At 63.5% G+C, this 24,642-nt stretch carries 20 protein-coding genes; 12 read left to right on the top strand and 8 right to left on the bottom strand.

Annotation, left to right across the window (positions count from 1 at the left end; genetic code table 11):
• Positions 1-1,512, bottom strand: coding sequence for a trypsin-like serine peptidase (locus LQ249_RS12175; RefSeq protein WP_232566491.1), 1,512 nt, complete (start codon positions 1,510-1,512; stop codon positions 1-3).
• Positions 1,513-1,686: 174 nt separating this feature from the next.
• On the opposite strand from LQ249_RS12175, the gene LQ249_RS12170 reads away from it, so the two are divergent.
• Genes LQ249_RS12170 through LQ249_RS12160 form a run of 3 tightly spaced genes read left to right on the top strand, consistent with a single transcriptional unit; the run spans position 1,687 to position 4,415 of the window.
• The gene (locus LQ249_RS12170; RefSeq protein ID WP_232566490.1) at positions 1,687-2,634 is read left to right on the top strand and encodes an ornithine cyclodeaminase family protein; all 948 of its coding nucleotides are present in this window, start codon (positions 1,687-1,689) and stop codon (positions 2,632-2,634) included.
• Positions 2,635-2,655: 21 nt separating this feature from the next.
• Entirely contained in the window at positions 2,656-3,789 is a 1,134-nt protein-coding gene (locus LQ249_RS12165) for an NAD(P)/FAD-dependent oxidoreductase (protein WP_126589345.1), read from the top strand.
• Positions 3,789-4,415 (top strand): helix-turn-helix transcriptional regulator, encoded by a 627-nt coding sequence (locus tag LQ249_RS12160; protein ID WP_017847913.1) that lies wholly within the window; start codon positions 3,789-3,791, stop codon positions 4,413-4,415. The genes LQ249_RS12165 and LQ249_RS12160 overlap by 1 nt, the downstream gene beginning before the upstream one ends.
• 92 nt (positions 4,416-4,507) lie before the next feature.
• On the opposite strand, the gene LQ249_RS12155 is transcribed toward LQ249_RS12160, so the two are convergent.
• Both LQ249_RS12155 and LQ249_RS12150 read right to left on the bottom strand, forming a co-directional pair.
• Positions 4,508-5,284, bottom strand: a complete 777-nt coding sequence (locus LQ249_RS12155) for an ABC transporter substrate-binding protein (protein WP_017847914.1) — start codon at positions 5,282-5,284, stop codon at positions 4,508-4,510.
• A 136-nt stretch (positions 5,285-5,420) separates the two neighbouring features.
• A complete protein-coding gene (locus tag LQ249_RS12150; RefSeq protein ID WP_104903474.1) occupies positions 5,421-6,107 on the bottom strand; it encodes a glycosyltransferase in 687 nt (228 codons plus the stop codon).
• A gap of 199 nt (positions 6,108-6,306) precedes the next feature.
• Here LQ249_RS12150 and LQ249_RS12145 point away from each other — a divergent pair, with 199 nt between their 5' ends.
• Positions 6,307-8,706 (top strand): DUF3772 domain-containing protein, encoded by a 2,400-nt coding sequence (locus tag LQ249_RS12145; RefSeq protein ID WP_079443512.1) that lies wholly within the window; start codon positions 6,307-6,309, stop codon positions 8,704-8,706.
• A gap of 19 nt (positions 8,707-8,725) precedes the next feature.
• On the opposite strand, the gene LQ249_RS12140 is transcribed toward LQ249_RS12145, so the two are convergent.
• Positions 8,726-9,508 (bottom strand): DNA-binding transcriptional regulator, encoded by a 783-nt coding sequence (locus tag LQ249_RS12140; RefSeq protein ID WP_017847917.1) that lies wholly within the window; start codon positions 9,506-9,508, stop codon positions 8,726-8,728.
• Between the two features lie 133 nt (positions 9,509-9,641).
• Here LQ249_RS12140 and LQ249_RS12135 point away from each other — a divergent pair, with 133 nt between their 5' ends.
• The 8 genes from LQ249_RS12135 (at position 9,642) to LQ249_RS12100 (ending at position 18,580) form a co-directional block, all read left to right on the top strand.
• Positions 9,642-11,300 (top strand): bifunctional 3-(3-hydroxy-phenyl)propionate/3-hydroxycinnamic acid hydroxylase, encoded by a 1,659-nt coding sequence (locus LQ249_RS12135; RefSeq protein ID WP_057005927.1) that lies wholly within the window; start codon positions 9,642-9,644, stop codon positions 11,298-11,300.
• 1 nt (position 11,301) lies between these two features.
• Positions 11,302-12,255: a 3-carboxyethylcatechol 2,3-dioxygenase gene (gene mhpB, locus LQ249_RS12130; RefSeq protein ID WP_017847919.1), complete on the top strand. Its 954-nt coding sequence runs from the start codon at positions 11,302-11,304 to the stop codon at positions 12,253-12,255.
• A gap of 17 nt (positions 12,256-12,272) precedes the next feature.
• Positions 12,273-13,136, top strand: coding sequence for an alpha/beta fold hydrolase (locus LQ249_RS12125; RefSeq protein ID WP_017847920.1), 864 nt, complete (start codon positions 12,273-12,275; stop codon positions 13,134-13,136).
• Positions 13,137-13,150: 14 nt separating this feature from the next.
• Entirely contained in the window at positions 13,151-13,954 is an 804-nt protein-coding gene (gene mhpD, locus LQ249_RS12120; protein ID WP_017847921.1) for a 2-keto-4-pentenoate hydratase, read from the top strand.
• A gap of 32 nt (positions 13,955-13,986) precedes the next feature.
• The gene (locus tag LQ249_RS12115) at positions 13,987-14,922 is read left to right on the top strand and encodes an acetaldehyde dehydrogenase (acetylating) (protein ID WP_090234805.1); all 936 of its coding nucleotides are present in this window, start codon (positions 13,987-13,989) and stop codon (positions 14,920-14,922) included.
• A gap of 10 nt (positions 14,923-14,932) precedes the next feature.
• A complete protein-coding gene (dmpG, locus tag LQ249_RS12110; RefSeq protein WP_232566489.1) occupies positions 14,933-15,943 on the top strand; it encodes a 4-hydroxy-2-oxovalerate aldolase in 1,011 nt (336 codons plus the stop codon).
• Between the two features lie 84 nt (positions 15,944-16,027).
• Positions 16,028-17,233: a 3-(3-hydroxy-phenyl)propionate transporter MhpT gene (gene mhpT / locus LQ249_RS12105; protein WP_057005589.1), complete on the top strand. Its 1,206-nt coding sequence runs from the start codon at positions 16,028-16,030 to the stop codon at positions 17,231-17,233.
• 75 nt (positions 17,234-17,308) lie between these two features.
• A complete protein-coding gene (locus tag LQ249_RS12100; RefSeq protein WP_046383946.1) occupies positions 17,309-18,580 on the top strand; it encodes an OprD family porin in 1,272 nt (423 codons plus the stop codon).
• A gap of 148 nt (positions 18,581-18,728) precedes the next feature.
• Here the strand turns inward: LQ249_RS12100 and LQ249_RS12095 are convergent, their stop codons facing one another.
• The 4 genes from LQ249_RS12095 to LQ249_RS12080 all read right to left on the bottom strand — a co-directional run bounded on the left by LQ249_RS12095 (position 18,729) and on the right by LQ249_RS12080 (position 24,642).
• Positions 18,729-20,147 (bottom strand): aldehyde dehydrogenase family protein, encoded by a 1,419-nt coding sequence (locus LQ249_RS12095; protein ID WP_232566488.1) that lies wholly within the window; start codon positions 20,145-20,147, stop codon positions 18,729-18,731.
• Between the two features lie 18 nt (positions 20,148-20,165).
• Positions 20,166-21,497: an aminotransferase class III-fold pyridoxal phosphate-dependent enzyme gene (locus LQ249_RS12090; protein ID WP_057005587.1), complete on the bottom strand. Its 1,332-nt coding sequence runs from the start codon at positions 21,495-21,497 to the stop codon at positions 20,166-20,168.
• Positions 21,498-21,607: 110 nt separating this feature from the next.
• Positions 21,608-22,888: an OprD family porin gene (locus LQ249_RS12085; protein WP_046383949.1), complete on the bottom strand. Its 1,281-nt coding sequence runs from the start codon at positions 22,886-22,888 to the stop codon at positions 21,608-21,610.
• Between the two features lie 128 nt (positions 22,889-23,016).
• The gene (locus tag LQ249_RS12080) at positions 23,017-24,642 is read right to left on the bottom strand and encodes an ABC transporter ATP-binding protein (protein ID WP_079443504.1); all 1,626 of its coding nucleotides are present in this window, start codon (positions 24,640-24,642) and stop codon (positions 23,017-23,019) included.

Raw genomic sequence — 24,642 nt, 5'->3', positions numbered from 1 at the left:
TCATCGCTGAGCCGCTGCCGGCTGGCGCGTTTGGGTGGGCGGCAGGTAGGCGGATCGCTCGATCACATCCGTGCGTACCGCCGAAGGTTGCCCCGCCGGGTTACGCGCAAAGCTGCACAGGGTGACGGGCAGTTGCGAGAGCGGGTAACTCGTTCCGCCCGTGGCGAGGATGTAGCGGACGTCGTCATTGTCACGGCAGGCAGCTTCCGCCGAGGTGTCCACATAGAAGTAATGGTGGCTGAAGGCGGTTTGCGGGTCGTCCCAGTTGACGCTGTAGTTCAGGCCGATGCGCGGGACCGGCGCCGGGTCGGTCAAGAACACCGAGTGGGTGAACGCATTGTGCAGCAAGGCCGGTGTCAACGGCTCGCCGGCGGTTTGGACGCCGATGATGCACAGCACATACGCCCCCAGCGCCGGGCCGATGGCCTGATTGATGTAGCCCTGGGTTGACGCAATGGCACGTTGATAACCATTGGGCAGCCTGCATTCATTGACGTTGCGCACAGCCTTGAAGCGATAGAACGGGTCCTGGATCGAGAACCTGATGTTCCAGGTGGGCTGCACACTCTGCCCGAATTCGCCCAGTTGCATATGCACATAGGGGTTGAGCTTCCAGGGTTCCTCAAGGTGGATATCGACGGCTTTGAGCTGGCAAGCAGGCGTATCGTTCGAGAATTGGCCCTCGACAAAACAACGGTGCAGGTCGTTGGCGGGATAGCTGTAGTTGAACTTGGCCGCTTCACACGCCGAGACGTTCTGGCAGTTGTTGAGGATGTCTTTTTTAATGACCGCCGCGACTTTGCTGACAATGCCGGTGACTTCATTGGTATGCCGGTCCAGCATCGGGCTGCCGGAACTGCCGTACTGCAGGTCATTGCAGCGGTTTTTCAGGGCACCGGGAAACACCCCGGGATGCTCGACAAAGCTGTTGGTCGCGGTTTCCTTGCAGGCACTCATACGCAAGCCCTTCTGGCGAAACCCGCTCGGCGAACCGACATTTACGACCTCACGTTCCCCGGTACTTTGATGGGTGGCGAGCTTGAGCGGCATGATGCCGTCGGTGATCAGCCCGGCAAGTGAGGTATCCAGTTCGAGCACTGCCAGATCAGTGCCGACCATGCTGGTCCAATGTGCCGTTTTAATGCGAAACGTGCGCTGTTGCGCCGGCGTGTCGTGGAAATAATTGAACGTGATGCTCGCCTCGATGGCTTGGTTGACATGGGCCGTGCCGAAGCTGAAGTACACGCAATGCCCACTGGTCAAGACATACGCCGAGCCGACGGCCTTGCTCTGGCGGTTGCGGGTGTCCAGCAGCACCGCGTTGCAGGTTTGGCCGATCGCATTTTTCAACAAACCGATACCGGACCACAGCGCGTAACGCTGGTCGTGGTTCTGCAGCGCCAGGGAGGCGCTGTCATCGTTCAGTCCCTCGGCCAGGTCTCTGGCGTGGGTGAGGCCGGTAAGGCAAGGCAACAGCAGTAACACGAGGGGGAAGATGCAGCGGGTCAGCATGGTCGAACGTCCGGGTGGCAACAGGAGTGGTGCCGAAACGTACTTGAGGCGTGGCGAACAGGTGACCTACATAGATGTGGGGGCTGCTAGCTTGAACGTATTTTTTTCGCCGGGATATTGCTCGCAACGACTAAAAGTCCATAATGGACAAATTAGTTTACAGCGGAGTTCCCCATGTCCAGCACGCCCCATGTCATCCAGCAGGCCCAAGCGCGCGAGTTACTCGCTCAGATCGACGTGCCCCAGATCCTGCACAAGCTGTTCCGCGACCTCGCCGCCGGGCTGGCGGTGCAACCGCCGCAACAGTTAGTGGCGTTTCCGAAGGGCGCCGGCGACTTCATCAACTACCTGGGCGTGCTGGCCGAGGACGGCGTGTACGGGGTCAAGACTTCGCCGTACATCGTAGGGGAGCAAGGGCCATTGGTGACGGCCTGGACGCTGTTGATGTCGATGCACAGCGGCCAACCGTTGCTGCTGTGCGATGCCCATGAACTGACCACCGCACGCACCGCCGCCACCACGGCCCTCGCGGTGGACGCCCTGGCGCCATTGGCCGCCCGGCGCCTGGCGATCATCGGCGGCGGCAAGGTCGCCCAGGCGCACTTGCGCTACGTGCAAAACCTGCGGGACTGGCAGCACATCAGCCTGTTTTCACCGAGCCTGGCCAGCGCCAGCCCCGCCACCCTCGCGCAGCTCACCGGCCTCGACCCACGCCTGAGCATCGCCGACAGCTGCGCGGCGGCCGTGGCGGATGCCGACGTGATCATGCTGTGTACCTCGTCGGCCGGCCCGGTGCTCGACCCGGCGCACCTGAGCAAACCGGCGCTGATCACTTCGATCAGCACCAATGCGCCCCGCGCCCATGAAGTGCCGCCCCACAGCCTTAACGCGATGCAGGTATTCTGCGACTATCGCCAGACCACTCCGGACGCGGCCGGCGAAATGCTGATCGCCAGCGAACAGCACGGCTGGGACAAACGCGCGGTGATGGGCGACCTGCCCGAGCTACTCAGTGACATGGCGCAGCGCCCGGACTACCAGTGCCCGGTGTTTTTCCGGTCCATCGGGCTGGGTCTGGAAGACATTGCACTGGCTAACGCGCTGTACCAGCTGCAGCGCTAACCCCACCTTCAGGAGATGTTCATGAGCCACGCAGACTTCATCATCATCGGCGGCGGGATTGCCGGCGCGTCCACGGGTTTCTGGCTGTCGCCCCACGGCAAGGTACTGGTACTGGAGCGTGAGGCCCACCCCGGCTATCACTCGACCGGGCGTTCGGCCGCGCTCTACAGCGCCGCCTACGGCACCCCGCAAGTGCGCGCACTGACCCTGGCCAGCCGGGCGTTTTTCGACAACCCGCCCGCCGGTTTCTGCGAACACCCGCTGCTCACGCCCCGGGGCGAGATGACTGTGGACTTCAGCGGCGACCCGGCCGAGCTGGACAAGCAATACCTCAGCGCCAAGGCCACCGTGTCGCAGGTCGAACGACTGAGTGCCGACGAAGCCTGTGCACGCTTGCCGATCCTGCGGCGCGACAAAGTCTACGGGGCGATCTACGACCCGACCGCCAGCGACATCGACACCGACGCCCTGCACCAAGGCTACCTGCGCGGCATCCGCCGCAACCACGGCGAAGTGCGGACCGACAGCCACGTGCTGGGCCTGAGCCGCACTGCCGACGGCCTGTGGCACGTACAAACCCAGCATGAAACCTGCACCGCGCCGATCATCATCAACGCTGCCGGCGCGTGGGCCGACCATATCGGCGGGCTGGCCGGCGCCGCGTCCGTCGGCCTGCAACCCAAGCGTCGTTCGGCGTTCATCTTCGCCGGCCCCGAAGGCGTGGACAGCCACGCCTGGCCGATGCTGGTGGCCCTCGACGAAGCGTTCTACATGAAACCCGATGCCGGCATGTTCCTCGGTTCGCCGGCCAACGCCGACCCGGTGGAACCCCAGGACATCCAGCCCGAAGAACTGGACATCGCCATGGGGATCCACCAGATCGAAGAAGCCACCACCCTGACCATCCGCCGCCCGACCCGCACCTGGGCAGGCCTGCGCAGTTTTGTCCACGACGGTGATTTGCTGTCCGGCTTCGATCCGCGGGTGGCCGGGCTGTTCTGGGTGGCGGCACAGGGCGGGTACGGCATCCAGACCTCGCCCGCGATGGGCCAGGCCAGCGCGGCCTTGGTGCGCGGCGCGGCGCTACCGGAGCCACTGACGCGGTTCGGCCTGGACGCTGGTATGCTCTCCCCCGAACGCCTGGAGCCGCATTGATGAACACCGCTGAACAAGACAAGGTCCTGCAGAACTTCCGTGCGATCGCCGATGCGATCGCCACGTTGTTCTTCCCCCACGCCGAAGTGGTGCTGCACGACCTGCGCACGCAAAAGGTCGACTACATCGCCAACAACCTGTCGAAACGGGCCATCGGTGACGATTCGGCGCTGGAAGACATGCTGAGCGACGACATCCGCGAAGTGAATATCGGCCCCTACGAAAAGCTCAACTGGGACGGCCAGAAAATCCGCAGCCTGAGCACCGTGCTGCGCGACCACAAGGGTCGCCCGCTGGCCGTGCTGTGCATCAACCTGAATATCTCGCTATTCGAAAACGCCAAGGCGGCGCTGGACCTGTTTCTGTCACCCAGCAAACTGATCCCGCAACCGGACTCACTGTTTCGCGATGACTGGCAGGAACGGATCAACACTTTCTTGCACGCCTGGCTGCGCGAACGCCAGTTGAGCCTGAACCTGCTGACCCGCGACCACAAGCGCGAGCTGGTGCTGGCGCTGCACGCCGAAGGCGCGTTCAAGGGCAAGAGCGCCTCGAACTACGTGGCCAATGTGTTGGGCATGGGGCGGGCAACGGTCTACAAGCACTTGAAGGAACTGAAGGGCTGAAGCCGGCAGCCGCGATCGAATGTGAGAGCGGGCTTGCCAGGGCTCGACAGCTCTCACACTGACCTACAGCGTTTTCAAGTGCGTATTCAGCATCAGTCGCCGTAGATATCGGACTTGAAGTACTGCGCGGAAATCTTCTGGTACTCGCCATTGGCGCGGATGCCGTCGATGGCCGCATTCAACTCACTGACCAACGCGCTATTGCCCTTGCGCACCGCAATGCCGGCGCCCTCGCCCACGTATTTCGGGTCTTTGAGTTCCGGCCCGACAAACGCATAACCCTGGCCTCGCGGCAGCGACAGGAAGTCACTCAGGGGGATGGTGTCGGCAAAGATCGCATCCAGGCGCCCCGCCGCCAGGTCCATGTAGATTTCTTCGTTATTGCTGTAGCGCTTGACGTTGATGCCCTTGGGTTCGAACACCTCGGTGGCATACCGGTCGGTAGTCGTGGCCCGCTGCACGCCGACGGTCTTGCCTTTGAGGCTGGCGTACTGGTCGTCCACCACCGCGCCGTCCTTCATCACCAGACGCGATGAGGTGAAGTAATACTTGTGGGTGAAATCCACCGACTTCTTGCGGTCTTCGTTGATGGTCATGGACGACAAGGCCATGTCGATTTTCTTCACTTTCAGCGAAGGAATCAGCCCATCGAACTCGCCTTCGACCCACACACACTTGACTTTCATCTGCGCGCACAAAGCGTTGCCGATGTCATAGTCGAACCCGACGATTGTGCCTTCCTGGGTCTTCGATGCGAACGGCGGGTAAGCCGCCTCGATGCCGATGCGCAGGGTTTTCTCGGCGGCCAGGGCGTGGCCGCAAGCGAACAGGCTCAGGGCCAGGGCGGTGATGAGGGAGCGTTTCTTCATGGTCGTGGTCTCGCAAGTTATTGTCGATTTGGCAAGATTGAAGAAAAAGTCAGGCAGGTTTTTTTGTACTTATAAATCCATAATGGACTTTAGCGTATTTTCCGTCAATCGCTTCCAGGCAATCCACGCACGGGGCTCAGGTGCAGGGGGAATCGGCTTCGGTGTGAGCGGACGGCGGGATCAGCGAAGCCAGGTATTCGCCAAACCCGCCCTGGCACTTGTAGTCCCGACGCGCGCTGGTAATCACCGGAATGGTGGCCGTCCAGGCGATCCGCGCGCCGGTCCGTTCAAGGTCGGCCACCAGGCGGACGTCTTCATCGGCGGCCAGGTGCTGAAACCCACCGGCGGTGCGATAGGCCTCGGCACTCAACCCAAGGTTTGCCCCATGGATGTGGCGGTGGTTTTCGATGAATCGGTAGCGCTCCAGGTATTGCGCACGCACCCGTTCGCCGTGCTCGTTCCAGCTGTCGACCTCGACGGTGCCGCACACCGCGTCAGCGCCAAACCCGAGCTGGCGCACCAGCCAATCCTGGGGAACCCGCGTGTCTGCATCCGTGAAGGCAAGCCACTGCACGCCGCGCTTGAGCAACGTCTCGGCGCCGACGGCTCTGGCCTTGCCCACATTCTGAAAACGCACGTCGAGTGTCGCCGCACCGTGGGCCGCCGCCAACGCGTCGGTGCGGTCGGAGCAGTCATCCAGAACCACGAGTATCTCAACCGGGCGGCCGTCAAGCGCGGGATGTTCACTGGCGAGCCGCACAGAAGCGAGGCACTCGCTGATCTGCCGCTCTTCATTATGGGCGGGTATCACGACTCCTATCATTGGCGTTGCCTCAGTTGGCGAAGTATGTCCAGCTATCGACATAGCGCTGAGGCAGAAGGTTTAAACAATCTTGTGCCGCCGCCTGACGACGCGCATCGTTGCCGCCGTGCCTCCCCAAAAAATTCGCACGAATGGCTTGCCTTCGCCTCATAGAGTGGTGACGCTTAGGCATTTGGGTAACCGTCAAAGGGCAAGGCGCATGCATCGAGTCACCACGAGCCGTTTTTTCACCGGGCTGTTCGCCCTGCTGATGCTGTGCGCTACGTTGCCCAGCCTCGCGCAGGCTGCGCCTTCGCCGATCAGCGACCCGCGCAGTGTGCCGCTGCTGGCTGAAGACGCCAGTGTGCAAGACCTCAACGACCAACTCGACCTGATCCGCCAGAAAGTCACGGGCAGCGCCAACGACGACCTGCTCTCGACCTTGCGCCAGGCCGCCTTGCAGGTGCAAAAACAGGCCGACACCCTGGCCGCCAAACAAATCCTCGATCTTGAACACCTGGATGACCAGCTCAACGTGCTTGGCCCGGTACAGGTCAATGAGCCTCCCAGCCTGACCCAACAACGCAGCGCATTGACCCGGCAGAAGAACACCCTGCTCAACGAGCAGCGCCAGGCCAGCAGCCTGAGCCAATCCGCCAGCGACATGGCCGCGCAGATCTTCAGCCTGCGCCGCAGCCTCTTCGACTCACAGATCAGCACCCGCTCGGCGAGCCCGATCAGTGTGGTGTTCTGGTCCAACATCATCCGCCCGACCGACGACGATCTCAGCCGTTTACGCGGCCTGTACGCCGATGTACGCAGCGTGACGGACACCGCCGTGGCGCCGGGAAACCGCTGGTTTTTCGTGAGCATGCTGTTCAGTGCGCTGCTGGTCTGGGTGACGGGACGACGGGTGTTGGAGCACACGCTGGTCCGGCTGACGGTGCGCTGGATCCCCGAAGGCCGCCTGCGTCGCAGTGCGCTGGCGCTGGCGGTGGGGCTGGCCACCGTGCTGACCATCAGCCTGGCCGCCACGCTGCTGCGCTGGGGCGTGCTACGCGACACCGTGCCCAGCGCCGACATGCTCACGCTGCTCGATCAATTGCAGACCCTGGTGGTGTTCTGCGCCTTCATTGTCGGCCTCGGTCGCGCCCTGTTGATGCGCGCGCATCCGTCCTGGCGCCTGCCCCAGATCCCCGACCAGATCGCCGTCGCCCTGGCCCCCTTCCCCGTGCTGATGGGCCTGGCCTTGATGCTGATCGGCACCCAGGAACGCATCAACAGCGTCATCGCCAGCAGCCTGGCACTGACCGCGGCGGTGAACGGCCTGACCGCGCTGGCCATCGCGCTGGTGTTCTTCTTCGGCCTGCTGCGTTACCGCCGCACCCGCCGCCGATACGCGCTTGAACGCATGAGCGGCATCGCCGGGCTGATTCCGTTTGTCGCCGGGACCTGGATCGGGATCGCCCTGCTGGCGCTGTTGAGCGGCTACCTGACCCTGGCTTACTTCCTCACCGTCAAACTGCTGTGGATGAGCGTGGTCGCGGCGACGGCTTATCTGCTGATCGCCTGCTTCGGCGACCTCTGCGAGACCCTGCTCTCGCCGAAACAGCCTGGCGGCCTGGCGCTCGGCTCGGCCCTGGGCCTGTCCGAACGCCACCAGGCTCAGGCCAGCACGATACTCGCGGGCGTGGGCCGCACCCTGCTGATGTTCACCGCAGTGCTGTTGGCGTTCCTGCCCTCCGGCTCCAGCCCGGGCGAGCTGCTGGCGGGGCTGACGCAACTCGACCTGGGCAGCAAGCCGCTGGGCAACCTGAACATCGCGCCCGGCGATATTCTGCTGGCCCTTGTCCTGCTCGCGATCGGCCTGTTCGGCGTGCGCGTGCTCAAGAACTGGCTCGGCGAACGGCTGCTGCCGGAAACCAACATGGACGCCGGCATGCGCGCCTCGCTGGTGACCCTGGTGGGTTACATCGGCTTCGTGCTGGTCGCGGTGGTGGTGATGTCCACGCTGAATATCAGCCTGACCAACTTGACCTGGGTGGTCAGTGCGCTGTCGGTGGGCATCGGTTTCGGCCTGCAGGCGATCGTGCAGAACTTCATCTCCGGCCTGATCCTGCTCACCGAACGCCCGGTCAAAGTCGGCGATTGGGTCAGCCTCGCGGGCGTCGAAGGCGATATCCGCCGCATCAACGTGCGCGCCACGGAAATCCAGATGTCCGATCGCTCAACGGTGATCGTGCCCAACTCGCAGTTCATCACCCAGAACGTGCGCAACGTGACCATGGGCAATGCGCTGGGCGTGGTCGGCATCACCCTGACCCTGCCGCTGGAAACCGATGTGCTGCAGATCCGCGAACTGCTGTTGACGGCATTCACCGAACACGAAGACGTACTGGACACGCCGGCGCCGTCGGTGACGTTCAAGGACCTGACCGCCAACGGATTGGTCATCGGCGTCAGCGGTTACGTCAACAGCCCGCGCTCGGTGGGAACAGCCCGCAGCGACCTGCTGTTCACCGTCCTCGGGCGCCTGCGCGAACTCGGCGTGGCGCTGTCTTCGCCGCAGAGTATGGTGCTGATCAATGAGGCGGCGGAAAAAGCCTCGCCGGCCGATTAGAGCGCCACACAACCAAGCATCAGCACTCCGCCAATTGCGTTCTGATTTTTTCCACCACGCCCTGCATGGCCGGCAGATAGCGGCGGGCGGCTTCCTCAACTGACATCGCCTTGGCGATGTAGACCAGATTCAGGCAGCCCATCACCCGCTCCTCGTGCCTGATCGGAATCGCAATCGCAGCGATTTTACGCTCAAGGCCCCAGTGGGAATTGTTTTCGCCGTAGCCCTTGCCGAGGGTGTGCTCGACCAACCGATCGACAAAGCCGCGATCCGCCGCCAGCGCCGACTGTTCATCGTCGCGGCTGATCAACAACTCGATCAGCTCTTCGCGCTCGGCCGGCGGGCAGAACGCGAAGTACGCGCGCCCGATGGCGGTCATGAGCAAGGGTAAACGCCGGCCGACCATGGAGCGGTGAAACGACAGGCGACTGAAGCGATGCGTGGTCTCGCGTATCACCATGGCGTCGCCGTCCAGCGTACACAGGTCGGTGGGCCAGACCACTTGTTGCAGCAGCTCGCCGAGCAGCGGTGCGGCAATCGACGAAATCCATTGCTCGTCGCGAAATCCCTCGCTCAGTTCACGGACTTTCAGCGTCAGGCGATAGCTGTCATCCGACTCGCTGCGGCGCACATAACCCTCGGCCTGCAAGGTCTCCAGCAGCCGGCGAACCGTGGTCCGGTGCAGCCCGCTTTGCTCGGCCAACTGCGCCGTGCTGGCCCCGCCGTCGAAACGATTCAAGCCATTGATCAGGGCCAAACCCCGCATCAACCCACGAACGGTTTTGTATTCTGTTTCGCTCATGGCCGCTCCATTATCGTTTCAAATCAACGCTGTGCACCTAGTGCACACTAGCAGGGGTTTTCGTTGTCCACCAGCCTCGTGATTTCCATACTGCGCCCCACAAGAAATCCAAAAACGCTGTACGGAGATACCCATGAGTCTTGCACCCGCTCCTTCCACATTGGAGCTGACCGCCGACGTTGCCATCGTCGGCGCCGGCCCTGTCGGCTTGATGATCGCCAATTACCTGGGGCAACGTGGCGTAAACGTCACCTTGGTGGAAAAGCTCGACACCCTGATCGACTACCCCCGCGCCATCGGCCTGGACGATGAAAGCCTGCGCACATTCCAGGCCGTCGGTCTGGCGGACAAGGTGCTGCCGCATACCACGCCCTGGCACGCCATGCGTTTCCTGACCCCCAAGGGTCGCTGCTTTGCCGATATCCAACCGAAAACCGACGAGTTCGGCTGGTCCCGCCGCAACGCGTTCATTCAACCTTTGGCCGACCGCGTGCTGTTCGACGGCCTGCAGCGCTTCAGCAACGTCAAGGTGCTGTTCAGTCGCGAGCTAGACAGCTTTGAACAAAGCGACAGCGCGGTGGTGCTCAACCTCAAGGATCAGCATGGCCGCAGCGAACGCCTGAATGCCCGTTACCTGATCGGTTGCGACGGTGGCAACAGCCTGGTGCGGCGCAGCCTGGACATCAGTTTCGAAGGCAAGACCGCGCCCAATCAGTGGATCGTGGTCGACATCGCCAACGACCCGCTGGCCACGCCCCATGTCTATCTGTGCTGCGACCCGGTGCGTCCTTACGTGTCCGCCGCCCTGCCCCACGGCGTGCGTCGTTTCGAGTTCATGGTGATGCCCGGCGAAACCGAGACCGAGCTGAGCAAGCCCGAGAACCTGCGCAAGCTGCTGAGCAAAGTCTTGCCCAACCCCGACCGCATCGAGCTGATCCGCAGCCGCGTCTATACCCATAACGCGCGTCTGGCCGGGCGGTTCCGCCAGGGCCGGGTGCTGCTGGCCGGCGATGCCGCGCACATCATGCCGGTATGGCAAGGCCAGGGTTACAACAGCGGCATGCGCGATGCCTTGAACCTGGCGTGGAAACTCGCGCTGGTGATCAAGGGCCTGGCCGCCGACAGCCTGCTCGACAGCTACGAACAGGAACGCCGCGACCACGCCAAGGCGATGATCAACCTCTCCGTACTCGCCGGCCACGTATTGGCGCCGCCGAAACGCTGGCAAGGCACCCTGCGCGATGGGGTGTCGTGGTTGCTCAACTACCTGCCGCCGGTCAAGCGTTACTTCGTGGAAATGCGCTTCAAACCGATGCCGCAATACACCCGGGGCGCGTTGATCGTGCCGACTGCAAAAGGCTCGCCGGTGGGCAAGATGTTCATTCAGCCAAAGGTCTTGACCGACGCCGGCACCACCGTGCTGCTGGACGAAGTGATTGGCGACAACTTTGCGATCATCGCCTGGGGCTGCGATCCGACCTGGGGCCTGTCGGCCACGCAAATCGCCCATTGGAAAGCCCTGGGCACGCGCTTCATCCAAGTGTTGCCGGACGTCCAGCTGCGAGTACCGAGCGATGCCGGCCAAGACGTGATCCGCGTGGGTGACAGCAGCGGGCGCTTGAAAGAATGGTTCGCGCTCGGCACCTCGTCCATCGCCCTGGTGCGTCCGGACCGCTTCCTCGCCGGCCTGGCCATCCCGCAAACCGTCGGCCAGGCCTGCGATGACCTGGCCCGGGCGCTCAAAGCCGTGCCACCGACCTCGGCGAACGCTGTTGTCAGCAAGGTCGCGTGACATGAGCGCCTTTGTGCATTGTTTGTCTCATACGCCGTTGGTGGGCTACGTCGATCCGGCGCCGCATGTGTTGGCTGAAGTCGACGGCGTGATCGACGCCGCGCGCGAGCGCATCGCCCGCTTCGACCCGCAGCTGGTGGTGCTGTTCGCTCCCGACCATTACAACGGCTTTTTCTACGACGTGATGCCGGCCTTTTGCATCGGCATGGCGGCCCACGCGATTGGCGATTTCGACACCGCCGCCGGCCCGCTCGACGTGCCCAAAGCGCTGGCCGAATCCTGCGCCCAGGCGGTGCTGGATGCCGGTGTCGATGCCGCGGTGTCGTATCGCATGCAGGTCGACCATGGGTTCGCGCAACCGTTGGAACTGTTGCTCGGCGGCTTGCAGCGCTGCCCGGTGATTCCGGTGTTTATCAACTCGGTGGCCGTACCGCTGCCGAGTTTCAAACGCGCCCGACTGCTGGGTGAAGCGATCGGCCAATGGGCCAAAGCGCTGGATAAACGTGTGCTGTTCCTCGCTTCCGGTGGCTTGTCCCATCAGCCACCGGTACCGGAACTGGCCAAGGTCGACGCACGCATGGCAGACCGTCTGATGGGCAGCGGGCGTCAGCTCCCCGCCGATGAACGACAGGCCCGCCAGAACCGGGTGATTCAAGCCGCCCGCGCTTTCGTCGAAGACCCGAACAGCCTGCACCCGCTGAACCCGGCCTGGGATCAGCAGTTTCTCGACAGCCTCGAACAGGGCCGCATGCGCGACCTCGACAGCTTGGGCAATGACGCGTTGTCGGCGCTGGCCGGCAAGTCGACCCATGAAGTCAAAACCTGGGTCGCCGCCTTCGCGGCCCTGAGTGCCTTCGGCCCGTATCAGACCGAAGGCCGCTACTACCGCCCGATTCCCGAGTGGATCGCAGGTTTCGGTGCGCTTGGCGCACAGCCGCTGCCCCCTCACCCATGAATTCAAGGAACACTGCCATGACTGCCACTGCTTTCAGTGAAGCCTCCACCAGCCGCTTTGCCCGTATCAAGGAAGGCGACCTGGACCTGCAACTGCACTACAACGACCTTGGCGAAGGCGCCGACACCGTGGTCATGCTGCACGGCTCCGGGCCGGGCGCGAGCGGCTGGGCCAACTTCAATCGCAATATCGAGCCGCTGGTGAATGCCGGTTTTCGCGTGATCCTGATGGATTGCCCCGGCTGGAGCAAAAGCGACACGATCGTCAGCGAAGGCTCGCGCTCGAACCTCAATGCCCAAGCGCTCAAGGGCCTGCTCGATGTGCTGGGGCTGGAGCGCGTGCACATCATCGGCAATTCGATGGGGGCCCACAGCACCGTCGCCTTCGCCCTGGAATACCCTGAGCGGATCGGCAAGCTGATCCTGATGGGCGGCGGCACCGGCGGCCCGAGTGCCTTCGTGCCGCAGCCCACCGAAGGCATCAAACTGATCGGCGCGCTGTACCGCGACCCGACCATCGAGAACCTGAAGAAGATGATGAATGTCTTCGTTTTCGACGCCAGCGGCCTCACCGACGAGCTGTTCCAGACCCGCCTGGACAACATCCTGTCGCGCCGCGATCACCTGGACAACTTCGTCAAGAGCAGCACGCTCAACCCCAAGCAATTTCCGGATTTCAGCCACCGCCTGCACGAAATCAGCGCCGACACCCTGCTCGTCTGGGGCCGCGAGGACCGCTTCGTGCCGATGGACACCGGCTTGCGCCTGCTGGCCGGCCTGCCCCGGGCACAGTTGCACGTGTTCAACCGTTGCGGCCACTGGGCGCAGTGGGAACACGCCGAGAAGTTCAACCGCATGGTCCTGGACTTCCTGACCCACTGATCATCGAGGCTGACATGACGCTGACTCAAGACACCCTGCAACAACTCGCCGCCGACCTGCGCCAGGCCGAAGACCACGGCGAAGCCATCGGGCCGCTGCGCGAGCGGATCGGTGCAGACAACGCCGCCGCGTATGCCATCCAGCGCCTCAACGTCGACCACGGCGTGGCCAACGGGCGCCGCGTGGTCGGGCGCAAGATCGGCCTGACCAACCCCAAGGTCCAGGCCCAGCTGGGCGTGGACCAGCCGGACTTCGGCACCCTGTTTGCCGACATGTGCTACGGCGACAACGCCACCGTGCCGAGCGGCCGCGTACTGCAACCGAAGATCGAGGCTGAAATCGCGCTGATCCTCGAACGCGACCTGCCCCGCGCCGACACCACATTCGCCGACGTGATGGCGGCCACCGGCTGGGTCGTGCCGGCCCTGGAAATCGTCGGCAGTCGCATCCAGGGCTGGAACATCCGCTTCGTCGATACCGTGGCTGACAACGCGTCCAGCGGCTGCTTCGTACTCGGCGGCCCGGCTCGACGTCTCGATGGGCTCGACCTGCGCCAGGCCAGCATGCGGATGACCCGCAACGCTGAAGAAGTGTCCAGCGGCAGTGGCGCCGAATGCCTTGGTCACCCGCTCAATGCGGCGGTCTGGCTGGCCTGCGCCATGGCGCGCCTGGGCGATCCGCTGCGGGCCGGCGACATCATTCTCACCGGCGCGCTGGGGCCGATGGTGGCGGTCGCTGCCGGTGATCGGTTCGAGGCCGAGATCGACGGCATCGGCCGGGTCGGCGTGAACTTCTCGGTAGACAGTCGCGCCGAGTAATCGGCGACTTGCGTGCATATGAGGCAATAACAATGAATAAACTCAAAGTCGCCATCATCGGTTCCGGCAACATCGGCACCGACCTGATGATCAAGATCCTGCGCAACGCCAAACACCTGGAAATGGCGGTCATGGTCGGCATCGACCCGGCCTCCGACGGCCTCGCCCGCGCCCAGCGCATGGGCGTGGCTACCACCCACGAAGGCGTCGAAGGCCTGACCCGCATGGACGTGTTCCAGCACATCGACTTCGTCTTCGATGCCACCTCGGCCGGCGCGCATGTGCAGAACGATGCGTTCCTGCGCGCGATCAAGCCCGGCATCCGCCTGATCGACCTGACACCGGCAGCCATCGGCCCGTACTGCGTGCCGGTGGTGAACCTGGAGCAGAACCTCGATCAGCTCAACGTCAACATGGTCACCTGCGGCGGCCAGGCGACTATCCCGATGGTCGCCGCGGTGTCGCGCGTGGCCAAGGTGCATTACGCCGAGATCGTCGCCTCGATCGCGAGTAAATCCGCCGGGCCCGGCACCCGCGCCAACATCGACGAATTCACCGAAACCACGTCCAAGGCCATCGAAGTCATCGGCGGCGCGGCCAAGGGCAAGGCGATCATCGTGATGAACCCGGCCGAGCCGCCGTTGATCATGCGCGACACGGTGTTTGTGCTGTCCGAAGCGGCGGATCAGGCGCTGGTCGAAGCCTCTATCGTCGAAATGGCGGCGGCCGTGCAGGCTTATGTGCCGGGCTATCGCCTCAAGCAAAACGTGCAGTTCGACGTGATCCCGGCAGATGCGCCGCTGAACATCCCCGGCCTGGGCAAATTCTCCGGCCTGAAAACCTCGGTGTTCCTCGAAGTCGAAGGCGCCGCCCATTACCTGCCGGCCTACGCTGGCAACCTCGACATCATGACCTCCGCAGCCTTGGCTACCGCCGAGCGCATGGCGCAGTCGATGCAACAGGCCTGAGGAGAGCGACATGAACGGTAAGAAAATCTACATCTCCGACGTGACCCTGCGCGACGGCAGCCATGCGGTGCGTCATCAGTATTCCCTGCAAAACGTGCAGGACATCGCCCGTGCCCTGGACAAGGCCAAGGTCGACTCGATCGAAGTCGCCCACGGCGACGGCCTGCAAGGCTCGAGCTTCAACTACGGCTTCGCCGCGCACACCGACCTGGAATGGATCGAAGCCGCCGCCGACGTGATCAGCCACGCCAAGATCACCACGCTGTTGCTGCCCGGCATCGGCACCGTGCATGACCTCAAGGCGGCCTACAACGCCGGTGCCCGCGTGGTGCGGATCGCCACCCATTGCACCGAGGCCGACGTCTCCAGACAGCACATCGAATACGCCCGTGAACTGGGCATGGACACCGTCGGTTTCCTGATGATGAGCCACATGATCCCGGCCGAGCAGCTCGCCGCCCAGGCCAAGCTGATGGAAAACTACGGCGCCACCTGCGTGTACATGGCCGACTCCGGTGGCGCGATGAACATGCAGGACATCCGTGATCGCTTCCGTGCGTTCAAGGCCGTGCTCAAGCCGGAAACCGAAACCGGCATGCACGCCCACCACAACCTCTCGCTCGGCGTGGCCAACTCGATCACCGCGGTCGAGGAAGGCTGCGACCGCATCGACGCCAGCCTCGCCGGCATGGGCGCCGGGGCCGGCAACGCGCCGCTGGAAGTGTTCATCGCCGCCGCCGAACGCCTGGGCTGGAACCACGGCACCGACCTCTACACCTTGATGGACGCAGCGGACGACATCGTGCGGCCGTTGCAGGACCGGCCGGTGCGGGTCGACCGCGAATCCCTGGCGCTGGGGTATGCCGGGGTCTATTCGAGCTTCCTGCGCCATGCCGAAATCGCTGCGGCCAAGTACGGTTTGAAGACCGTGGACATCCTCGTCGAGCTGGGCAAACGCCGCATGGTCGGTGGTCAGGAAGACATGATCGTCGACGTCGCGCTGGACCTGCTCAAACGCTGAACCGTGCATCCCCCCGTCCGGTCGCCCACGCAGCGGCCGGACGGTTTTGCTGTGCCCATTACAACAATAAAACGGGTATTTCCCATGACATCGCTAAACGTGCTGACACCGTTGTACATGGCGCGGACCATTGGTCTGTGCTTCCTCGTCGCCCTGATGGAAGGCCTCGACCTGCAAGCCTCGGGCATCGCCGCCCAAGGCATGGCGGCAGCGTTCCAACTGGACAAACTACACATGGGCTGGGTCTTCAGCGCCGGCATTTTCGGCCTGCTGCCCGGAGCGTTTCTCGGCGGTTTGCTGGCTGATCGCATTGGCCGCAAACGGGTGTTGATGGCCTCGGTGGCCCTATTCGGATTGTTCTCGCTGGTCACGACCATGGCCTGGGACTTCAACAGCCTGCTGGTTGCGCGCTGCCTCACAGGCGTCGGCCTGGGCGCGGCACTGCCTAACCTGATCGCGCTGACCAGTGAAGTGGCTGGCCCGCGCCTGCGTGGCAGCGCCGTGAGCCTGATGTATTGCGGCGTGCCCCTGGGCGCGGCGCTGGCGGCCAGCATTGGCATTGCGCAACTGGCCGGCGGCTGGCAAGTGGTGTTCTACGTCGGCGGTATCGTGCCGTTGCTGATCGTGCCGCTGCTGGGGGTTTATCTGCCGGAATCCGCGGCGTTTCGCAGCGTGCGCGACGCCGCGCCGATCAGTGTGGCCAGCGGGCTGTTCCGCGGGGGCGCGGCATGGCCGACCGTGATGATCTGGGTCAGCTACTTCTTTACGCTCATGGTGGTTTACATCCTGATCAACTGGCTGCCGAGCCTGTTGGTCGGCCAGGGCTTCAGCGGTTCTCAGGCCAGTTGGGTGATGCTCGCGCTGCAATTTGGCGCGGCGGCCGGCACGTTGTTGCTGGGCTGGGTCATGGATCGCCTGCCGGCCTGGGCGTTGTCGGCGCTGATTTACCTCGGCATCCTCGCGTCACTGACTGCGCTGGGCATGGCCACCCAATGGCACAGCATGCTGGCGGCCGGCTTCGTCGCCGGGTTCTTCGCCACGGGCGGGCAATGTGTGCTGTATGCCTTGGCCCCGCATTTCTATCGTCCGTCGATTCGCGCCACGGGCGTCGGCAGCGCCGTCGCCATTGGCCGGCTGGGTGCGATGAGCGGCCCGTTGGTGGCCGGCAAGATGCTCGCACTGGGCACGGGCACCACGGGCGTGATGATGGCCTCGGCACCCGGCATTGTCATCGCCGCGCTGGCGATGTTTTACCTGTCGCTGCGCCGCAACCGCTGCCCGGCTGACTGAGCGCCAATCCGTACTCGCCTTCCGCGCCACGATGGCGCGGGGCATCCCCCTACAACAATAAAAGTGAACACTGCCATGCTCAGGAACTTCTTTCGGGGCGTCAGCGCCTGCACCTGTGTTTTTTTCGTAGACCAGGCCTGCGCCGCCGGTTTTGTCGACGACAGCCAGGCCGATCTGGTGATACGCAACTATTACTTCGATCGCAATTACGTGAACGCCACGCCGCAGGCGGCTGCCCGCGAATGGGCGCAGGGCTTCATTCTCAACATGCGCTCGGGCTATACCGAAGGGCCTGTCGGCTTCGGCCTGGACGCCCAGGGTTTGCTGGGCGCACGTCTGGACTCCTCGCCCGCACGCACGGGCACCGGCCTGCTACCGTACAACCACCAGACCCGTGAACCGGCCAGCGAATATTCGGAGCTGGGCCTGACCGCCAAGGCCCGGGCCTCGAAGAGCGAGTTGCAACTGGGGACCATCAGCACGTTTCTGCCAATCGCCTTCGCCAGCCCTACCCGCCTGCTGCCGCAGACCTTCCGCGGCACGTACCTCAAGTCCCAGGAGATCGACAACCTGACCCTGCACGTCGGCTGGCTCGACCGCATCAACCTGCGCGACTCCACCCACTACCAGAAAATGTCGGTAGCCTCGCCCAACGGCCGCTTCAATGGCGCCGCCGAATCCGACCGTTTTACCTTCCTCGGCGGCGACTATGCCTGGTCGCCGCAACTGACGCTCAAGTACTACCACGCCGAACTGGCTGACCTTTATCGCAAGGATTTCTACGGTTTCGTCGACAATCGCCCGATGGGCCCCGGCCGCCTGAAAAGCGACGTGCGCCTGTTCGTCACCGGTGAAAACGGTGCCGCCAAGGCCGGCCCCGTGGACAATCGCAACGCCGCCCTGATGCTGACGTACAGCCTGGGCGCGCACAAATTCGGCGCCGGCTACATGCAACTGACCGGCAAGACCGCCATGCCTTACCTGTTCGGCACCGAGCCGTTGGTCATCACCGAAGGCACGCTGAGCTCGGAGTTCCTCAACCCCAAGGAGCGCAGTTGGCAGGTGCGCTATGACTACAACTTTGCCGCGCTGGGCTTGCCCGGGCTCAATGGCATGCTGCGTTACGTCAGCGGCGACAACATTGAGTTACCCAAACTGGGCGGCAGCAACCTGAAGGAAAGCGAAAAAGATATCGAACTGAACTATGTGCTTCAGAGCACACCCCTTAAAGGCCTGAATCTGCGCGTGCGCAACGCATGGTACCGTAATGATTTCGCCGCCCAGGCCAGCCATCGGGACGACAATGAGCTACGGGTGAATGTCGATTACACCTGGAAGCTATGGTGAATGACCGCCCAGTGATTCACCTGGGCTGGGCGGATCGTTCAAATGTGGCCGTCGCATAGGCCTTCTGGAGCAACACAAACCCGGCCTCGGGCCGGGTTACCCCGCGTCGCGGCCAGGTGCTCATCGGGGCGCCCCAACCTGTTCCTTTCTAATAGCCAAACACTGACTTTGTTTCCAGGTACTCCTCAAACCCGAACACCCCCCATTCCCGCCCGTTTCCGGACTGTTTGTAGCCGCCAAAAGGCGCGTCCTGGTCGGCCTTGCAACCATTGAGATGGACCATGCCGGTACGCAACTGTCGAGCGATAGCCCTGGCGCGTTCGCGGTCCGACGAGGTGACGTACCCCGACAGCCCGTACACGCTGTCGTTGGCGATCCGCACCGCCTGCTCCTCGCTGTCATACGGAATGATCGCCAGGACCGGGCCGAACACTTCTTCGCGAGCGATGCTCATGTGCGGCTCGACATCGGCAAAAACCGTCGGTTTGACGTAGAACCCTGTCGTCACGCCGTCTGGGCGCCCTGTTCCACCGGCCACCAGCAACGCGCCTTCGCACAGCGCCTGCTCGATCAACTGCTGGACCCGATTGAACTGCATGGCGTTGGCCACCGGCCCGATGGCCGTGGCGGGCCGGCTATCATCGAAACACACCTGGGCCGCCACCTCGCAGGCGATTGCGACCGCCTGGGCATGCAACGCCCGCGGCACCAACATGCGGGTCGGTGCATTGCACGACTGGCCGCTGTTGCGCATGCAACCCAACACCCCATGGCGCACCGCGCTGGGCAGATCGGCATCGTCGAGCAGGATATTGGCCGACTTGCCGCCCAGTTCCTGGGCGACTCGCTTGACCGTATCCGCCGCCGCCTTGGCCACCGCGATACCCGCCCGCGTCGAGCCGGTGAACGAGATCATGTCGATATCGGCATGCTGCGACAGCGCCGTGCCGACACCCGGACCGTCGCCATTGACCACGTTGAACACCCCCTGGGGCACGCCGGCCTCGTGCAGAATCTCGGCAAAAATCAGCGCCGACAGCGGCGCGCGCTCACTGGGCTTGAGCACCACCGTGCAGCCGACGGCCAGCGCCGGGGCGACTTTGCAGGTGAGCTGGTTGAGCGGCCAATTCCAGGGGGTGATCAGGCCACACACGCCAATCGGCTCACGCATCACCCGCGAGCTTCCCAGCATTGTTTCGAACGGGTAGCGCTTCAACACCTCCAGGGCCCGCACCAGATGGCCCAGCCCCGCCGGCACATGGGCCGTTCTGGCGAGTGACAGCGGCGCGCCCATTTCCTGATGCACCGCAAGAGCCAACGCCTCACTGCGCCGCTGATAGCCGTCGATGATCCTCTCGAGCAGTTCGATACGCTGCTCGGGCGTGGTCGCGGAGAAACTCGCGAATGCCGCTTTGGCCGCCGCCACCGCACGGTTCACGTCGCGTTCGTTGCCCAGGATGATCCGCGCAACCACCTGCTCGCTGGACGGATCGATCACGGCTTCGATCACCTGGCTATCGGGCCTGACCCAGGCCCCGTCGATGTAAAAATCCAATAGATCCGTCATAACCGCTCCTCGACTCAATCACGCAACCTGGCATAACGCCTCGCGCAAGGTTTCGAATACCTGCGCGATGTGCTCCGGGGAAATAATCAGCGGCGGCGAGATCACGATGGTGTCACCCGAGCCCCGTACCAGCACGCCGTGATCGAAACACCACTGCGCCACTTGCGCGCCCCTGACACCCGGCGCGGCTGGCAACGCTTGCAGCTCGACAGCACACAGCAAGCCAATCGCGCGGACATCCACCACCGGCCCGACGCCTTTGAGCGACAACGCGGCCGCTTGCCAGAGATCGCTGACCGCCAGCACGTGCTGGTTGATCCCCAATTCCTCATGCACCCGCAGCGTCGCCAGGCCGGCCGCACAGGCCAGCGGATGGGCGGAATAGGTGTAGCCGTGCATCAATTCGATAGCGTTCTCCGGGCCGGCCATAAAGGCTTCATAGACCCGCCCGCTGACGAGCACGCCGCCCATCGGCACCGCGCCGTTGGTGAGGCCCTTGGCGGTGGTGATCAGGTCCGGAGTGACGCCGAACGCCTGCGCGGCGAAGCTTGCGCCGACACGACCGAACCCGGTGATCACTTCGTCGAAGATCAGCAGCACGCCGTGCCGAGTACAGATGTCGCGCAGCCGCTGCAAATACCCCTGTGGCGGCGGATAGACACCGCCGGAACCGGTGACCGGCTCGACGATCACCGCCGCCACCGTGCTCGGGTCTTGCACTTCCAACAGCTGCGTCAGCGCATCGGCGTATTCGACGCCAGTGGCCGGTTGGCCCGCGGTAAAGCGCATGCTCGCGTCATACGGCAAGGGCAGGTGCGAGACCTCCCCCAGCAATGGCCCGAAATCGCGCTTCTGACGCCCCAGCCCAGACACCGAAAGGCCGCCGAACCCCATGCCGTGGTAGCCCTTGGCACGCCCGATGAACTTGGTCCTGCGGCAATCGCCACGCGCCTGATGGTAGGCCCGGGCAATCTTCAGCGCGGTGTCGACCGCTTCGGAACCGGAGTTGGTGAAGAACACCTGCTCGATGCCGGCCGGGGCAATGGCGATCAAGCGCTCAGCCATTTCCAGCGCGTGGGGATGGCTCATTTTGAATGAGGATACGAAGTCCAGGCGCCCGGCCGATTCGCGAATCGCCTCGACAATTCGGGCCTGGCCGTGGCCGGCATTCACACACCACAGACCGGCCATGGCATCCAGAATGCGGCGGCCATCGGTGGTGGTGTAATGCATGCCCTCGGCGCTGGCGAACATCATCGGCTGCTTTTGAAACTGGCGCATCGGTGTGAACGGCGCCCAAAACGCCGAGGCGGCCTGGGACGTAGGGGTGTTGCCGGAAAGATCGCTCATGGGCGCTCCTTGATGATCGGTGATGAAAAAACCTCAATCCGCACAGCACAACGCAGATCGGTTGTAGGCACCGGCAAGCCGGCGCCTACGGCAGTGCATGGCATCGACGCCTACCAGAGCGCCAGGGTGTAGCCCAGGATCAGGCGGTTTTCGTTGGTGTCACGGGTGTAGTTGCTTTTCGCACTCGCGTTCTGCCAACGCAGCGAGACGTTTTTCAGGCGCCCGCTCTGCACCACATAGCCGAGGCTGAAGTCGCGTTCCCACTCGCGGCCCTCGCCCTGGAAGCCTTTGACTTTGGCGTTGTCACCATTGGCATAGCGCGTCGAAAACAGAAGCCCGGGCACCCCCAGCGCGGCGAAGTCGTAGTCATAGCGGGCATGCCAGGTGCGCTCCCCGGTCTGGGAGAAGTTACTCAATTGGTATTCGGTGAACAGGTAGGTGTTAGTGCCGTCGACGTAAGTGAACGGCGTCGTGCCGTATTGCGCCTGATAGCCGCCACTGAGGCTGTGGCCCTCCAGGCTGTAGCCGATGCGCGTGCTCAGCGCCTGGTTATCCACCTTGCCCGCCAACCCCGCGCCATCCTGGCTGGCATCAAAGTAACGGATGTCGGTTTTCACCGTCCCGGGCCCGAGGCCGAAGCTGTTTTTCAGGCCCAGGTATTGCTGTTTGTACAGGCCATCAAGTTGCGCCCACTGGTAGCTGGCCAAAGTGCTCGCGCCGAGCTTGTAATCCGCGCCGGCGTAACGAAACCGGTCACTTTTGGCCGAACTCTTATAGGCCCCGGACTGGCTGGTCAGGCCCATGTCCTCGTAGTCGGTCGAGTCACGCTGCTTGACCTTGTCCAACTGGCCGAGACTGATCGTCAGCCCGCTGAGGTCTTTGGAGGTCAACGCGGTACCGCTGAAGCTTTGCGGGAACAAGCGACTGAGGTTGGGTTGCAATGTCGGCAGGTCCGGGACCATATAGCCGACCCGCAACTCGCTCTGGGCAAAGCGCGCCTTGCCGGTCACGCCAAACTTGGAGTACTCGTCGTGCGCGCGCCGGGCGTAGCTGGGTTTGCCCGGTTCTGGCTCACTGTTGCGCGACAGCAGGCCTGAACCGGAACGGTCGGGGCTCGAGTCGAGTTTCAAGCCGAGCATGCCGACGGCGTCGAGGCCAAAACCGACGGTGCCTTCGGTGAAACCCGACTGCAGGTTAAGCAGAAAGCCCTGCGCCCATTCCGCGCGCTGGGACTGGCCCGTGCCTTCGCGGTAGTCGCGGTTGAAGTAGTAGTTTTTCAGTTCCAGTGACGCACGACTGTCCTTGATGAAATCCGCCTGAGCGAACGCAGGCAGTAAACCGGCGCCGATCAGACCTGCTCCGGTGACGACATGGGTGATGGTGTTTTTCATGGTGCTGGCTCCTGGCAGTACGGGGGTTGGGTGATGTTTTTGTTTTCTTCGGGCATGGCGTTGCCCGTCACGTCAATCGGCGATTGACGCGAGGCGGGACAGCGTTCAGGTCCTGGGTGAAGCAATGCCTAGCGCGTGCGGATGCGATAGCCTCCGCCAGCCAGTCGTTCCAGCGGGCTGGCGGCAGCCAACAACTGCTGGGTGTAAGGGTGTTGCGGCGTGTCGAAAATCGCGTCGCGGTCGCCGATCTCGACCACTTCGCCCTGGTTCATCACGGCAACGCGATGGGCGATACGCTCTACCGCCGCCAGGTCATGGGAAATGAACAGGCAGGCAAAGCCGTACTGTTTCTGCAAGCGTTCGAACAGCTCCAGAATCTGTTTCTGAATGGTCATGTCCAGTGCCGAAATCGGCTCGTCGGCAATCACCAACTGCGGACGTCGCACCAGTGCCCGCCCGATTGCCACGCGCTGACGCTGCCCACCGGATAATTGGTGGGCAAAGCGTTCGACGAAATGTTCGGCAAGCCCGACATCCACCAGCGTTTCGGCGACACGCTGCCGACGTTGCGCGGGGCTCATGCCCGGCTCGTGGCGCAGGGGTTCAGCCAGAATCTGGCCAATTTTCATGCGCGGATCGAGAGAGGAATACGGGTCCTGGAAAATCATCTGGCACTGCAACCGGTGTACGCGGTTCGCGGCCTTGAGGATGTCCACGCCCTTGAAGCGGATAGCCCCGGCGCAGGGGTTGACCAACCCCACCACCGCCCGCCCCAAGGTAGTCTTGCCTGACCCGCTGCCGCCAACCAGGGCCAGGGTTTCGCCAGGCGCGATGCTCAGGTCCACCCCATGCACCACGCGTTTTGGAAGGCTTTTGCCCCAGAACGAACGCGGCCCCGGGTGCTCGATGCACACGCCTCGGACTTCGAGCAACGGCCCGTTGGCGGGCGGCAATGGCGCCAGCACGCCGCGACTGGGCAAGGCCTCCAGCAACTGACGGGTGTAGTCGGCGCGCGGTGCCAGCAGAATCTCCTGGATGCCGCCCTGCTCGACCGCTTTGCCGTTGCGCATGACCACTACCTTGTGGGCATAACGCGCAACCAGCGACAAGTCATGGCTGATGAACAGAATCGCCGTGCCCTGCTCGCGGGTCAGCTCCAGCATCAGCTCGATGACGTCCAACTGCGCCAGACAGTCCAGGGCCGTGGTTGGCTCATCGGCGATCAACAACGCAGGACGCAGCAGCATCACCGAGGCCAGCATGATGCGCTGGCGCATACCGCCGGAAAACTGGTGCGGGTATGACGCCAGGCAGCGCTCGGCGTCCTTGATGCCGATGCGTTGCAGCATCTGCAGGCAACGCCGACGGATTTCGGCCGCGTCCAGGTCGGTGTGCAGCTTGAGGGCCTCACTCATTTGCCGGCCGATGGTCAACGACGGGTTGAGCGAGACCATCGGCTCCTGGAAGACCATGCCGATCTGCGCGCCACGCACCCGCCGCATCGCGGGAGCGTCGCGGCTGTCGAGCGCTACGCCTTTGAACTCGATACGTCCGCCACACACCTGCATCGGCGCCGGCAGCAAGCCAATCGCTGCGCGTGCGGCCATGGTTTTGCCGCTGCCCGACTCGCCCACCAGGGCGACGATTTCGCCCGGGGCCATTGTGAAGCTCAGGTCGTCGACGGCCAGTTGGCCTTGCACGCCCGCACGGATTTTCAGGTGCTGCACAGACAGCAAGGCAGTAGGAACAGTCAT

The sequence above is a fragment of the Pseudomonas sp. 7-41 genome (assembly GCF_021233075.1).
Taxonomy (GTDB): domain Bacteria; phylum Pseudomonadota; class Gammaproteobacteria; order Pseudomonadales; family Pseudomonadaceae; genus Aquipseudomonas; species Aquipseudomonas veronii.
The sequence above is the reverse complement of the archived record's forward strand: the minus strand, read 5'-3'. Positions and strand labels throughout refer to the sequence as shown.